This window comes from Candidatus Merdisoma sp. HCP28S3_D10, from assembly GCF_052065835.1.
In the GTDB taxonomy this organism is placed as follows: Bacteria; Bacillota; Clostridia; order Lachnospirales; family Lachnospiraceae; genus Laedolimicola.
In genome coordinates, this window is record NZ_JBQHTG010000001.1 from 923,662 (window position 1) to 937,453 (window position 13,792).

The following is a 13,792-nucleotide window of genomic DNA, read 5'->3' on the forward strand; positions in this document are numbered from 1 at the left end:
CCTGCATATCATTTTATAATACCCTGCTTCTAATTACAATATTTATTTATTCCGTAACAATCTTTACCCATATAACTATTTCTGTATAAAGTGAAACAGACAGCTTACGCTGTCTGTTTCAGGAGAAGGTATTTCTTTTTACTTATGGGGTGTAGCAAAAACTATATAATGTATTGGGGGTTTTACGAGTATTATTATATCATAAACTCGCGATAAGTGTGCACAAACCTCACAAAATTCACATTCTGTTTTTGTCTATTTTTCACAAAAGGCTTCCGTCATAATGACGGAAGCCTTTTGTTGTATTCTTTCATTTCATCTATACCCGGGGAATCAGATCACTAATTTGCTTTCCGGGAAATGTTTCTTCCCATGCCTTTTTAAATCCTGCCATTGATTCATCCGTAGCCGGATGGGCAATCAGGGCGTCAAAGAGATCCGGGGCCATTGTCACAGCCTGACATCCTGCTACGGACAGGCGTTTCACCTGATCTACCGTCCGAAAGCTGGCTGCCAGCACCTTACATGGATAACCGCCATTTTCGAAGCCGGCCAGCATCTCTGCCACGCATTCCACACCGTCAGAACCCATATTATCAATATGGCTGACATACGGAGCCACATAGTCTGCGCCCGCCTTTGCTGCCACCAGAGCCTGCATCATGGAATGTACGACCGTGACCGTCACCGGGATTCCTGCCGCCTTACACAGGCCTATCGCTTTATATCCCTCTTTCACAGCCGGAATTTTTACCACCAGGTATTCACCGAAGTATGCCTGCAGTGCTTTCGCCTGCTCATACATTTCTTCCGCGGTTTCTCCGGTTACCTGAAAAAACACCTTAACCTTCTTCTCTTCCACATAAGCCTTATATTCGGACATCAGTTCCTCTACCGGCTTCTGCGCCCTCGTCAAAATCTTCGGATTTGTGGTAAAGCCGTCAATCGGAAAATACTCGCTGATTTTCTTCACGGTGTCCAGATCTGCAATATCCACATACAGTTCCATCTTTCTGCCTCCTTAGCAAAATTCCCGGAATTTTTTATTCCACCGGTACAGTTTCTTCTTTTTCAAACAATGCCTCAAACTCATCCCGGGAGATCTTCTCTTTCTCCAGCAGCAGCGCTGCCGCTGCGTCCAGGACGCCCCGGTGCTCCAGAATAATGGCCTTGGCCTTGTCGTAGCATTCATCTACGATACGCTTCACCTCGGAATCAATCTTACCGGCTACATTTTCACCATAGCCCTTGGTATGGCCGTAATCGCGGCCCAGGAAGACCTCTTCATCAGAATCGTAGCTTACCAGACCCAGCTCGTCGGACATACCATATCTGGTCACCATGGCCCGGGCCACGCGGGTAGCCTGCTTGATATCCTGGGAAGCCCCGGTGGTGATATCATCGAAAATCAGTTCCTCGGCAATCCGGCCACCTAAGGATACCTCGATATCCTGCAGCATCTTGCCTCTGGTATTGAACATTTCGTCCTTCTCCGGCAGGGGCATGGTATAACCAGCCGCTCCTACGCCGGTGGGGATAATGGATACGGTGTATACAGGACCCACATCCGGCAGCACATGGAACAGGATCGCGTGTCCCGCCTCATGGTACGCGGTAATGCGCTTCTCCTTCTCAGAGACGATACGGCTCTTCTTCTCCGCGCCGATTCCGACCTTCACAAAGGACTTACGGATATCACTCTGGGTAATATAGGGACGGTTATCCCGGGCTGCCAGAATCGCCGCCTCGTTCATCAGGTTCTCCAGATCCGCTCCGGTCATGCCTGCGGTAGTCTGAGCGATCTGCTTTAAGTCCACATCGTCAGCCAGAGGCTTATTCTTGGCGTGAACCTGCAGAATCTCCTCTCTGCCCCGTACATCCGGTCTTCCCACCATAATCTTACGGTCAAAACGGCCCGGACGTAAGATAGCCGGATCGAGAATATCCACACGGTTCGTCGCCGCCATGACAATGATACCCTCGTTGACGCCAAAGCCGTCCATCTCCACCAGAAGCTGGTTCAGGGTCTGCTCACGCTCGTCGTGGCCGCCGCCCATGCCGCTGCCGCGGCGTCTGGCTACTGCGTCAATCTCGTCGATAAATACGATACAGGGGCTGTTCTTCTTAGCGTCCGCGAACAGATCCCGGACACGGGAAGCGCCCACGCCTACAAACATCTCCACAAAATCAGAACCGGAGATACTGAAGAAGGGCACGCCTGCCTCTCCTGCCACCGCCTTCGCAAGCAGGGTTTTACCTGTTCCGGGAGGTCCCTCCAGCAGTACGCCCTTGGGGATACGGGCTCCCACCTGGGTATATTTCTGGGGAAGCTTCAGAAAATCTACAATTTCGCGAAGTTCTTCTTTCTCCTCCTGCAGACCCGCCACATTTTTAAAGGTGGTATGAATCTGCTCCTGAGTCGTCATTCTGGCCCGGCTTTTGCCGAAATCCATCATCTTGCCGCCTCCGCCGCCGTTGGCCTGGCGGTTCATCAGAAGCATCATGACGACTACGGCCACTACGGCCGCCAGCAGGGGCGCACCCAGGGACGCCATCCAGTTATTGGTGCTGACCGCGGCGAAGGCCACAGCCACATCTTTCGCTTCCAGAAGCTCTCTGGCCTCCGAGGTGTCTGCCACATTGACGTCCTGACGGCTTCCGTCCTTCAGGGTCAGCCGCACCGTACCGGTGGGCGTAGCTTCAGACTGGCTGATCACTGCGGACGCCACCTGATCATTTTCCACAGCAGCCTCAAACTGCTGATAAGTATACAGATTTTCCATGTCCATCCGCTTCACATAGGTGCTGAACAGATAGACCAGCGCCAGCAGGAAAATCAGATAGGCTCCGGAAATCCGGAATTGTCTGTTGTTCAAAATAGATCCTCCTTAATCCACGAATTCTAACACACCGATATACGGCAGGTTCCGGTACTTCTGATCGTAGTCCAGACCGTAGCCTACCACAAACTCATCCGGAATGGTAAAGCCTGTGTATTCCACATCTACATCCACCACTCTGCGATCCGGCTTATCCAGCAGGGTACACAGGGTCATAGTCTTGGGGTTCCGCTGTCCCAAAAGCTTCACCAGGTGGCTTAAGGTTCGTCCGGAATCAATGATATCCTCCACGATAATTACATTTTTTCCCTGCAGCGGCTCGTCCAGATCCTTGCTCAGGCGTACCACGCCGCTGGACTTGGTCTCCGCGCCGTAGCTGGATACCTGCATAAAGTCAATGGTCACCGGCACAGTGATTCTCTTTGCCAGCTCGCATACAAAAAATACGCTGCCCTTCAGGATACAAATCAGGTGAACCTCTTCGCCTGCAAATTTCTCGCTGATCTTCTGTCCTATCTCCCTGATCTTCGCGTCTACTTCCTCCTCGGGAATCATAACCCGGATTTTCTCAGCCATGTTCATTTCCTCCGCTTATCTGTACTTTTAAAATGGTTTTTGTGTCTTCCGTAACCTTGTACGCTTCACTGATACGGTACCCGGGAATCCACACAATATGCGCCCCATCTGCCAGCAGGAGAAGCTGCTCCCGCTCCCTTGCCGGTACCTTTTCATCAATCAGGTACGCCTTCAGCTTTTTGCGTCCGTGCGCCCTGTTAATCTCCAGATAGTCCCCGGGCTGTCGTCCCCGGATCTCCGGACATTGTTTTATTCTATCATAGTCGAACCATTTCGTATATGTTTTTTGGGGAATAATTTCACTTTTTTCCGCTGTTTCCAGGGTAAATGTCCAGATTTTTCCCCGGATTTCCACACTTCCCGGAATCTCCGGAACCAAAGCCCCTGCTTCTATCGGTTCCGCCGCAGGCTCCAAAGTCCGCCCGCAGATCCAGATGCCCCCGTAATCCCGCCGGGCGCTGCGGCCGTTCGGCAGGCTTAAAGCACTGCTCACCTGTTTTGAAAAAAGCTCCCGGATCAACTCTATGTGAACACGCTCCACATCCTTCAGCCCGCCAAGCTCTTCCATACATCTTCGCAGAACCCGGTCGCCGATAAGGGGCTCCTGCATTCCAAAGGCTCTGTCCAAAAGAAACCTTGCTCCTGTCTCCTGCCGGACGCAGATCCGGTACGCCTCCTCCGTCTTCCGTTCCAGAAAGGCCTCCACCTCCCAAAGCTCCGCGGCTGCCTCTGCCACATGCCGGACTGCCCCTGCATTGATATTCTCCCGGGCCGTCTTCAGGATCTCTCCCCGAATCCGGTTTCGGGTATAATCCGGCGTAAGATTGGTACTGTCCGTACGCCATTCAATCCCACGTTCTGTCAGCCAGGCTTCTATCTCCTCCCGCCCGGTACAAAGCAGCGGACGGATCACGTTGTCCCGCACCGGGCGGATTCCGGCAAGCCCCTTAAGGCCGCTGCCCCGAAACAGCTGAAACAGCACCGTCTCCGCCTGATCCCCCGCATGGTGGGCCACCGCAATCCGTGTACCGCCGATCCGCTCCGCTTCCTCCTCGAAGGCCTCATAGCGGCAAAGCCGCCCCGCTTCCTCCAGCGTCAAATGTTCCTCCCGGGCCCGGCCCCTGACGTCAAAAGAAAAGACCCTTAAGGGAACCTTGAGCTCCCCGCAAAGCTTTCGCACGTAAGCTTCGTCTTCCCCGGCCTCCGCTCCCCGCAGGCCATGATTTACATGAACCGCGAACAGCTCAGCTCCCTTTTCCCGGCAAAGCTCCCGCAACAGGAAAAGCAGGCATACGGAATCCGCTCCTCCCGATATGCCCGCCACGATCCGGTCTCCCGGCCGTATCATCTGATATTTCTCCGCAAATGCGCGTACCCGTTCCAGCATTTTCCGGCTCCTTCCCATCCTGCGGATCTCCCCGCTTCATTTTGAAGCCATTATACCAGATCCCCTAATACTTTACCAGTCCCATCACCAGCACCGTCATGTCGTCCGTAGGCTCTTTTTCCCGGTACTGGCGCACCCGGGCCAGGATATAGGCAGCCAGATCCGCGGGATTTCCCGTCTGGTGCTCCAGAATAATATCCTTCATCAGCTTCTCCTGGTGGGCTGCCGGCAAGGCGTCCAGCACCCCGTCCGTCACCATGATAACCATGTCGCCGTCGTAGAGCTTCTTACTGGCGCAGTCCGGCTCCAGCTTATGAAAGACCCCTGCGGGCAGGCTGGTGGAAGAAATGGTTTCCACCCAGTTTTCCCGGCGGATAAATGTGGTGGACGCCCCCACCTTCAGAAATTCACAGATTCCGGTATACAGGTCCAGGGAGCTGATATCAATCGTAGAAAACACCTGGGCGTCGGAGCGTACAATCAGCGCGGAATTGATCATCCGCACTGCCGTCTCCTTGGAGAAGCCCGCCTCCAGAAATTGCTCCAGCAGATCGATGACCATTTCGCTGTCCCGGTAGGCCGCCATTCCCGATCCCATGCCGTCCGACAGAGCTCCGATAAACTGTCCCTCCCGGCACTGCTGCAGGGAAAAATTGTCACCGGAAATGGTTTCCTTTCCCTTGGTGGCCTTCTCCACTCCACAGAGCACCCGGAAGTTGGTCCTCTCTACAAAGAGCACCGTTACCTGCTCGCTTCCCACAAAGGCCCTGCTGTCCCGTCCCGGCATCATGGCTTTTCTCATAAGCCGGGACAGCGCCTCCGCGATATCCCGGACTGCCACGCACCGCCGTCTGCGGGTGCTAATCGTCAAATAGACCTCCTGCCTCCGGTGCTCCTCCTGATAGACCAGCACCGAGTGGACACAGAGCCCCATTCCCCGGAGCTTCTTTGCCAGCCGCTGCTCCAGATCCTCGTCCGGTCTGGTATCCCAGGCATACTCCACCGTATCCGTCATGATCTGCGCCATTTCGTTGAGCTGCACTGCCACGGCCGCCCGATTTTCCTCCAGTCTGGTATTCCAGAGCAGCCTCATTTTCTCTGCCTTATCCAGCCGTCCCTCGTCTGGGAGCGGTTCCCCGCTCCTGTCCCCGGCTCCTCCGAGACTGAACGCCAGTCCCCGGAAAGCCTCCCTGTATTCCTCAATTCTGCGCTGTACCGGATGCTCCTGCTGCTCTGTCTCCACCGGAAGGGGCCGGAAAAGCCATACCATAATTCCGCCGCATATGACCGTCAGGGAACACACCAGAAGTCCCTGGGCCGCTCCCAGAAGGATTGCGTAATCCCGATCCATCTGCAGCATCCCCACGCCAATCTGCATGGCCGCCACACAGCTGCCTGCTACGATTCCGTAGAGCCATCCATAATTTTCCTCTCGTTTCACTGTTCTGTTCCTCCTCGTCTTCTGTGTGTGTCTGTGTGATTGGACATTATAGAGGACAGAAACACATTTTTCTGTCAAAGGCTGTCGGCGGATCTTCAAACTTTTCGGCAAAAGAATCCATAGAATTCCGTTTAAGAGGATAGAAGGCGTTAAAAAAAGGCTGCCGGAGTTTTCACCTCAGACAGCCTTCGCATTCCTTTACCGTATACCTTTATTTTTCCTTGGCCTTAAACAGGATCTCATCCGGGTAAACCAGTCCCAGCCGTTCCTTCGCCACCTCTTCCACGTACTTCTTGGTCTGTACGTACTTACCAAGCTCCTCGATCTCCTTGGAGCGCTGTTCTTCTTCCTCGATCTGTGCCAGGAGCTGTTGCTCCTGTTTCTGATAGACCAGATTCTTCTGCTGGAGCCGATGCTTCGCATAAAAACCCGTTACCAGCAGACACAGCACTGTCAGTACGATCAGCTTGTATCCCATGCGTTGTCTTCGGTTTCTTCCGCGCCGGGTCTTCGTCGTCATAGCTCCTTTCGCCTCACTTTCCTGTAAAAATCTGTGTTTAGGTAGACTTTAAAGACATTATAACCTCTTTTATACATTTATGCAATTTCTTTCTTATAATACGGAAAATTTTGGCAAATTGCACATATAACAGCATTCCCAGCACCACCGCCGCCATGGCGAACCCCCGGACGGCTCCGCTGTTCTCCCGGTACAGCATCCGGAAAATCAAAAATCCGCAGAGCAGCCAGTAGGCCAGATCCTCCAGCGATATCCAGAACGTTCCATGAGCGATCAGCTTCCGGAGAATTCGGAAAAACTCGTACAGGAACGCCAGCGCCGCCCCACAGCATACAGCTTTTCCAAAAAGCTGCAATTCGAACAGAATCCCTCCGTCCATAGGCTATCGGAACAGGCGGCTGAGGACGGAAGCCCCCGCCTTATGGAAATCCGTAACCTCCGAATAGGCAATGCTGTCAATCCGGCCCTCGATATCCACCTCTCCCTTTTCCAGGGTCAGGCGGTTTACATGGAGATCGGCGCCTTTAATGGTCAGCATGCCCTGCTCCGTCTCCAGCAGAATCTCTGCAATATCGAAAGAAATCACATCGGTTACACCGCTGATGGTGCCGGTCCGCCGGTTGCTCAGAAGCAGCTTATGTGCCTTTGCATACTGCTTTTCCTCCAAAAAAAGACCTCCCCATTCACTTAATCCATGATTAAATGTATGAAAAGGTCTTTCTCACTATTCCTGTTTTTAAAGATAACGATAAAGCTCCTTGGCGTCGTCCTTGCGAACGGTCTCCTGTACGTCCAGGACTTCTACCTTCACGGACTTGCTGCCAAACTGAATCTCAATCACGTCGCCCACCTTCACGTTCACAGACGCCTTGGCCACCTTATTGTTGACCAGCACACGTCCTGCGTCGCAGGCTTCATTGGCTACGGTTCTCCGCTTAATCAGACGGGATATCTTTAAATATTTATCAAGACGCATAGATTAGTTCAGAGCATCCTTCAGTGCTTTTCCAGCCTTAAACTTCGGGGACTTGGAAGCTGCGATCTTCATGGTCTCGCCAGTCTGCGGATTTCTTCCTTCTCTTTCTGCTCTCTCAGATACCTCGAAGGTTCCGAAGCCAACCAGCTGGATCTTCTCACCCTTCTTCAGCTCTTCTGCAACAACATCTGTGAAAGCCTTCAGAGCCTTCTCTGCATCCTTCTTGGATAATTCAGTCTTCTCTGCGATAGCAGCAACTAATTCCATTCTGTTCATCTGGTAATTCCTCCTAATATATTACTACTTCTTTTTGTCGATGATATGTCTGTGTGTGCGTTCTTTCATATCTTCTTTCCTATTTATACCCGTTTCTTGTAGGTTTGTCAAGGTATTTTAGGTTTTGCCGCCGGATTTCTCAGGCGAAAATCGGAGCGATCGCAGCCGCCAGCGCGTCCTTCTGAGCCTGTGCTTCTGCCAGATCCTTTCCGAGCGTAGTAAAGTAGGTTTTAATCTTCGGCTCTGTTCCGGAAGGACGTACAATGACCTCTGCGCCACCCTCCAGACGGTATGCCAGAACGTTTGCCGCCGGGAGACCGGTCTCCTCCGGCTTCTTATAATCGGTTACCTTTACCACTGCGTAATCCCCGATCTTCGCAGGCGGATTCTGACGAAGTCCGTCCATAATGCCTGCCATCTTGTCCATACCGGACAGTCCCGGGAATTCAAAGCTGTCTACCTTATTCAGGTAACGGCCGTATTTCTCATAGATTTCTTCCAGACGCTGCTTGATGGAAGAACCAATGCTCCGGTAGTAAGCCGCCATCTCGCAGATCAGCATGGAACCGATGATCGCGTCCTTATCACGTACATAGGGGCCTGCCAGATAACCGTAGCTCTCCTCGAAGCCGAAGATAAAGCGGTCTGCCTCGCCTGCTGCCTCCAGCTGCGCGATCTGGTCGCCGATCCATTTGAATCCGGTCAGGACGCTCCGAAGCTCTACGCCGTAGTTTTTCGCCACCGCGTCTGCCAGCGGAGTGGATACGATAGACTTCACAGCCACCGGCTTCTCCGGCATGGTACCCTTTTCGATACGGCCTGCGCAGATATAGTCCAGAAGCAGGACGCCCATTTCATTACCGGAAACCAGCTCGTAGCTGCCGTCCGGGCACTTCATAGCGATACCGACGCGGTCTGCGTCCGGATCCGTTGCCAGCATCAGATCCGCGCCGGTCTTCTCTGCCAGCTCCAGCCCCAGACGGAGCGCCTCGAAGATCTCCGGGTTCGGATAGGGACAGGTGGGGAAGTGACCGTCCGGATACTGCTGCTCCGGCACGATAGTCACATCGGTGATACCGATATCCTTCAGCACCCGGGTAACCGGAACCAGACCGGATCCGTTCAGCGGGGAATATACCAGCTTCAAACCGGAGGCTGCACAGATACCGGGACGGACGCTGCGGGCCTCAATCGCCTGATACAAGGCTTCCTTACAGTCATCGCCCACATATTCGATCCGGCCTGCCTTTACGCCCTCTTCAAAATCCATGACCTTCGCGCCGGTCAGAATATCGGTCTTCTGAATCTCCGCATATACGATATCCGCGGCCTCGTCTGTCATCTGACAGCCGTCCGGGCCGTAGGCCTTATAGCCGTTGTATTTTGCCGGATTATGGGACGCCGTCACCATAATGCCCGCGTTTGCCTGATAGTAACGGGTCGCAAAGCTCAGAGCCGGAACCGGCATCAGAGCGTCATAGATCCGGACTTTAATTCCGTTGGCTGCCAGCACGCTGGCTGCGGTCTTTGCGAAAACATCGCTGTTGATCCGGCTGTCGTAGCTGATGGCTACCAGCTGATTACCGCCCTGGGTCTTTACCCAATTCGCCAGACCCTGGGTTGCCTGACGGACCACATAGATATTCATGCGGTTGGAGCCTACGCCCAGCACGCCGCGAAGGCCTGCGGTACCAAACTTCAGAGCCACCGCAAAGCGATCCTTGATCTCGTCGTCCTTTCCTTCGATCCCCTTCAGTTCCTCTGTGAGAGCCGGATCCTCCAGTTCTGTGTCCATCCAACGCTTATAATCGTCTAAATACATACCTTATACCTCTCTCATGTATATTTTTAGATATGGTTATCTTTTTTTAAGTTTAGAATATTTGTACAGAAAAGTCAATCTATTCGACTATCTTTTACAGCACATTTACCGTATCAGCAAATTTTTTACCATTTTCTTCCTCCGTTCACTCTGCGACAGGAAAATGCGAAGCTTCTCGGCGCTCTTTTCCGGCACCCAGGCCTTATTTGTATGGTAATAATGATGAATCAGCTTCCAGGCCTTCTCCGGATAACAGAGGCTGGCAGCCAGATATAGCCGTTCCCCTCCGGACAGTGGGATCTCCTGCTCGTAGGCAGCCAGCATCCGCTCCGCCAGCGTCAGGCTCCAGTTATGCTTCTCCATCATTTTCCGCAGAAACAGACAGAGATCATTGAGCTGCACATTGACTTCAAAGCGGGCAAAGTTCACCAAAGCTGTCTCCTGCCGGTTCAGCAGGACATTGTGATGGACATACTCCCCATGGCAGAGGCGCTCCTCCTCCACCGCCTGTCGATAAAGCTTTTCGCTCTCAGAGGATTTCAAAAGCTCCAGGGCCTCCGCTCCGTTCCGGAAGATGTCCTCGGCATATTTCAGATACAGCAGTTCAAATTCGCCCTTTTTCTGCCGCCCCCGGATAAAATTTCTGGCGCGCTTCAGTTCCCGGTTATGTTTCTCTAACTCCCCGGTCCGATCCGCGCCCAGAATCCAGCGGCGCTCCTCGCCCTCCGCTCCCAGGACGCCCCTGAGTTCCCGGTGTACCCGGGCCAGCAGGCGCGTGCTCCGCAGAATTTCTTCCTCGTTTTTCGGATCACATTCCCGGCCCGCCGGCCAGTCCTTGACCACATAGGGCGTCTCATAATCGCCCACGCTCACCAGTTCTCCCTCCCGGTTGGCCAGCACCCGGTCCACCGCGCAGACGCCGCCCCCTGCCAGCCGCTCCAGCACGCGCTGCTCCAGGGGAAGCCTGGAACGCGAGCCTGCAAATTCCTTCAGCATTTTCAGTCCTTCCTTTGTCTCCAACATGATTCCGCCCCGGCCTCCGTAGCTCCGAAGAACCTCCAGATCGTACTGTTCCAGGACCTGCAGTGCTTTTTCGTTCACAAAAAATCCCCCCGTTCCTTTCAAATCTATGAGGAAACGAGGGGTAATATTCTCTTCAGGAGATATTCTTTTGTGTTGTATTCCGGGTGCTCGATGACTTCCTCCAGCATCCGACTTAAGATAACGCCAAGTCCCGGTCCGGGCGTAATCCCGGCGTCAATCAGATCCCGTCCGGTCACCGCCAGATCCTTTAGGGACAGGCAGTTCTGCGCTTCCAGAATCTCGGTATACAGGCCTTCGATTTCCGCAATCCGCTCCAGCTTCTCCTGCAGCAGCGCCGGATTCTGTGCCAGCACATCTGCCCGGCTCACCTTCAGAAAATCCGGAAACAGCTCTGCGCCAATCCGGTGTACTGCCCGGCGCACGCCTCTGTGATTCAACGGAATCTGCCGGTCATCGTGAACCTCCACCAGCCTTACCACCTTTTTCCGGGTATCGTTGTCGAATTTCAGGCGGCGCAGGATCGCGTTTGCCATCTCGGCGCCCACCTTCGCGTGTCCGTGAAAATGATCCACGCCCTGCTCATCGGTGGTCCGGGTCACCGGCTTTCCGATATCGTGAAGCAGCACTGCCAGACGGAGCGCCTTTTCCTTCTCCACCTGACCCAGCGCGTGCAGGATATGCTCTCCCACATTCCAGCAATGATGAGGATTGTGCTGGGGCGTCTCCATGCAGGCGTCAAATTCCGGCAGAATCACCGAGGTAATCCCTGTTTCCCAGACAACCCGGAACACCTCCGGGTGATCCGAGGTCAGAAGTTTCACAAGCTCCACCTGTATCCGCTCGGCGCTGACCTTCGTAAGCCTGGGCGCAAACTCCGCCAGGGCCGCCTTCGTCTCCGCCTCAATCCGGAAATCCAGCTGGGCAGAAAAGCGGACCGCCCGCAGGATCCGCAAGGCGTCCTCCGTAAAACGCTCCCGGGGATCGCCCACACAGCGGATCTGTCCCTTTTCCAGGTCGCCCAGACCGTCAAAGGCGTCCACCAGGCCTTCCTTTTCATTATATGCCATGGCATTGATGGTAAAGTCCCGGCGCTTCAGATCCTCCAGCAGATTGGGCGTAAAAAGCACCTGCTCCGGATGACGGCCGTCCAGATACTCGCCGTCAATCCGGTAGGTTGTGACCTCAAAGCCCTCTTTCCCGTTCAGGACCGTCACGGTTCCATGCTGAAGCCCCGTATCCACCGTTCTGGGAAATAAGGCCTTTACCTGCTCCGGCTTTGCATTAGTGGTAATATCCCAGTCCGCCGCTTCCCGTCCCAGGATAGCGTCGCGGACGCAGCCGCCCACCACGTAGGCCTCATAGCCTGCCTCCGCAAGGGTCGCAATGATTTCATTTGCTTTTTCCGGGATCTGAATCTTCATTAATATGCTTTGCCCCAGTAAACAAGCGCCTTCGCAGGCTTGCCGCAGCATACGCAGGTGTCCGCGATGTGATCCTGCTTAAACGGCATGCAGCGTGAGGTTGCTGTGGTATCTTCCTTAATCTTGTCCTCGCAGGCCTGATCGCCGCACCACATCGCGCGCACGAAGCCCGGCTTCTCATTGACAATCTTTACAAACTCTTCGTAGTTATGAGCGTCGTAGGTATGGGAATCACGATGCTTTCTTGCCTTCTCCAGCATATCGCTCTGCATGGTGGTCAGAACCTCACCCACCTTCTCGGCCAGCTCCGGCAGGGCAACTACGATCTTCTCGCGGGTATCGCGGCGGACAATCACAGCCTGATTTGCCTCGATATCCTTCGGTCCAATCTCAATACGAACCGGGATACCCTTCATCTCCTGCTCAGAGAACTTCCAGCCCGGGCTCTTGTCAGAATCGTCTACCTTCACCTTAAAGCCTGCGTCCAGAAGCGCGGACTTCAGCTCGTAAGCCTTATCCAGAACGCCCTCCTTATGCTGGGCAATGGGGATAATCATCACCTGGGTCGGCGCGATCCGCGGCGGCAGAACCAGTCCGCTGTTATCGCCGTGAACCATGATGATAGCTCCGATCAGACGGGTGGTCATTCCCCAGGAGGTCTGGTGCACATACTGCAGGGTGTTGTCCTTAGCTGTATACTGGATACCAAACGCCTTGGCAAAGCCGTCGCCAAAGTTGTGGCTGGTACCGGACTGCAGCGCCTTGCCGTCATGCATCAGCGCCTCGATGGTATAGGTCGCCTCCGCGCCTGCGAACTTCTCTTTATCAGTCTTGCGTCCGCGGATAACCGGCATAGCCAGAACCTCCTCGCAGAAATCCGCATACAGGTTCAGCATCTGCTGGGTACGTGCCTCTGCCTCCTCTGCGGTAGCATGGGCGGTATGGCCCTCCTGCCACAGGAACTCACGGGAGCGCAGGAACGGACGGGTGGTCTTCTCCCAACGCATAACGGAGCACCACTGGTTATATACCTTCGGAAGATCACGGTAAGACTGGATCTCCTTTGCGTAAAAATCACAGAACAGGGTCTCAGAAGTGGGACGGATACACATGCGCTCCTGCAGCGGCTCCAGCCCGCCATGGGTAACCCATGCTACCTCAGGCGCAAAGCCCTCTACATGATCCTTCTCCTTCTGAAGCAGGCTCTCCGGAATCAGCATGGGCAGATATACGTTCTCAACGCCTGACGCCTTAAAACGCGCGTCCAGCTCCTTCTGAATATTCTCCCAGATCGCGTAGCCTGCCGGCTTGATTACCATACAACCCTTTACGCTGGTATAATCGGTCAGCTCCGCTTTCTTTACTACATCGGTGTACCACTGCGCGAAGTCCACGTCCATGGAAGTAATCTCTTCGACCAGTTTCTTCTCCTTTGCCATTGTGTTCTCCTTCTCGCCTCTCCGGGCTTTTTCTCATTTATTTTTATCTA

General features: G+C 53.9%; 14 protein-coding genes. All 14 read right to left on the reverse strand.

All coding sequences use genetic code 11. From position 1 onward, the window contains the following. Positions 1-319: 319 nt before the first annotated feature. The 14 genes from ACTNCH_RS04215 to proS all read right to left on the reverse strand — a co-directional run bounded on the left by ACTNCH_RS04215 (position 320) and on the right by proS (position 13,742). Entirely contained in the window at positions 320-1,009 is a 690-nt protein-coding gene (locus ACTNCH_RS04215; RefSeq protein ID WP_441018937.1) for a transaldolase family protein, read from the reverse strand. Between the two features lie 34 nt (positions 1,010-1,043). Beyond that, complete coding sequence (gene ftsH, locus ACTNCH_RS04220) at positions 1,044-2,879, reverse strand: ATP-dependent zinc metalloprotease FtsH (RefSeq protein WP_441019182.1); 1,836 nt, start codon at positions 2,877-2,879, stop codon at positions 1,044-1,046. A 9-nt stretch (positions 2,880-2,888) separates the two neighbouring features. Next, entirely contained in the window at positions 2,889-3,416 is a 528-nt protein-coding gene (hpt, locus tag ACTNCH_RS04225; protein ID WP_441018939.1) for a hypoxanthine phosphoribosyltransferase, read from the reverse strand. Beyond that, positions 3,409-4,821: a tRNA lysidine(34) synthetase TilS gene (gene tilS / locus ACTNCH_RS04230; protein WP_441018941.1), complete on the reverse strand. Its 1,413-nt coding sequence runs from the start codon at positions 4,819-4,821 to the stop codon at positions 3,409-3,411. The genes hpt and tilS overlap by 8 nt, the downstream gene beginning before the upstream one ends. Positions 4,822-4,867: 46 nt before the next feature. Further along, the gene (locus ACTNCH_RS04235) at positions 4,868-6,244 is read right to left on the reverse strand and encodes a SpoIIE family protein phosphatase (protein ID WP_441018943.1); all 1,377 of its coding nucleotides are present in this window, start codon (positions 6,242-6,244) and stop codon (positions 4,868-4,870) included. 211 nt (positions 6,245-6,455) lie between these two features. Then, positions 6,456-6,764, reverse strand: a complete 309-nt coding sequence (locus tag ACTNCH_RS04240) for an FtsB family cell division protein (protein WP_441018945.1) — start codon at positions 6,762-6,764, stop codon at positions 6,456-6,458. A gap of 37 nt (positions 6,765-6,801) precedes the next feature. After that, the gene (yabQ, locus tag ACTNCH_RS04245) at positions 6,802-7,119 is read right to left on the reverse strand and encodes a spore cortex biosynthesis protein YabQ (protein WP_441018947.1); all 318 of its coding nucleotides are present in this window, start codon (positions 7,117-7,119) and stop codon (positions 6,802-6,804) included. Positions 7,120-7,146: 27 nt separating this feature from the next. Continuing rightward, positions 7,147-7,431, reverse strand: coding sequence for a sporulation protein YabP (gene yabP, locus ACTNCH_RS04250; RefSeq protein ID WP_441018949.1), 285 nt, complete (start codon positions 7,429-7,431; stop codon positions 7,147-7,149). Positions 7,432-7,500: 69 nt separating this feature from the next. Continuing rightward, positions 7,501-7,740: an RNA-binding S4 domain-containing protein gene (locus ACTNCH_RS04255; protein ID WP_441018951.1), complete on the reverse strand. Its 240-nt coding sequence runs from the start codon at positions 7,738-7,740 to the stop codon at positions 7,501-7,503. Between the two features lie 3 nt (positions 7,741-7,743). Continuing rightward, positions 7,744-8,016 (reverse strand): HU family DNA-binding protein, encoded by a 273-nt coding sequence (locus ACTNCH_RS04260; RefSeq protein ID WP_441018953.1) that lies wholly within the window; start codon positions 8,014-8,016, stop codon positions 7,744-7,746. A gap of 139 nt (positions 8,017-8,155) precedes the next feature. Next, positions 8,156-9,838, reverse strand: coding sequence for a phospho-sugar mutase (locus ACTNCH_RS04265; RefSeq protein WP_441018955.1), 1,683 nt, complete (start codon positions 9,836-9,838; stop codon positions 8,156-8,158). A gap of 105 nt (positions 9,839-9,943) precedes the next feature. Then, a complete protein-coding gene (locus tag ACTNCH_RS04270; protein WP_441018957.1) occupies positions 9,944-10,939 on the reverse strand; it encodes a phosphotransferase in 996 nt (331 codons plus the stop codon). A gap of 26 nt (positions 10,940-10,965) precedes the next feature. Then, entirely contained in the window at positions 10,966-12,303 is a 1,338-nt protein-coding gene (locus tag ACTNCH_RS04275) for a CCA tRNA nucleotidyltransferase (RefSeq protein WP_441018959.1), read from the reverse strand. After that, complete coding sequence (gene proS / locus ACTNCH_RS04280) at positions 12,303-13,742, reverse strand: proline--tRNA ligase (protein WP_441018961.1); 1,440 nt, start codon at positions 13,740-13,742, stop codon at positions 12,303-12,305. The genes ACTNCH_RS04275 and proS overlap by 1 nt, the downstream gene beginning before the upstream one ends. Positions 13,743-13,792: the final 50 nt, after the last annotated feature.

What these genes read in the sequence shown, in the direction of transcription:
- ACTNCH_RS04215 (WP_441018937.1), bottom strand. Translation starts at nt 1,009, where the DNA reads ATGGAACTGTATGTGGATATTGCAGATCTGGACACCGTGAAGAAAATC.
- hpt (WP_441018939.1), bottom strand. Translation starts at nt 3,416, where the DNA reads ATGGCTGAGAAAATCCGGGTTATGATTCCCGAGGAGGAAGTAGACGCG.
- tilS (WP_441018941.1), bottom strand. Translation starts at nt 4,821, where the DNA reads ATGGGAAGGAGCCGGAAAATGCTGGAACGGGTACGCGCATTTGCGGAG.
- ACTNCH_RS04240 (WP_441018945.1), bottom strand. Translation starts at nt 6,764, where the DNA reads ATGACGACGAAGACCCGGCGCGGAAGAAACCGAAGACAACGCATGGGA.
- ACTNCH_RS04255 (WP_441018951.1), bottom strand. Translation starts at nt 7,740, where the DNA reads ATGCGTCTTGATAAATATTTAAAGATATCCCGTCTGATTAAGCGGAGA.
- ACTNCH_RS04260 (WP_441018953.1), bottom strand. Translation starts at nt 8,016, where the DNA reads ATGAACAGAATGGAATTAGTTGCTGCTATCGCAGAGAAGACTGAATTA.
- ACTNCH_RS04265 (WP_441018955.1), bottom strand. Translation starts at nt 9,838, where the DNA reads ATGTATTTAGACGATTATAAGCGTTGGATGGACACAGAACTGGAGGAT.
- ACTNCH_RS04275 (WP_441018959.1), bottom strand. Translation starts at nt 12,303, where the DNA reads ATGAAGATTCAGATCCCGGAAAAAGCAAATGAAATCATTGCGACCCTT.
- proS (WP_441018961.1), bottom strand. Translation starts at nt 13,742, where the DNA reads ATGGCAAAGGAGAAGAAACTGGTCGAAGAGATTACTTCCATGGACGTG.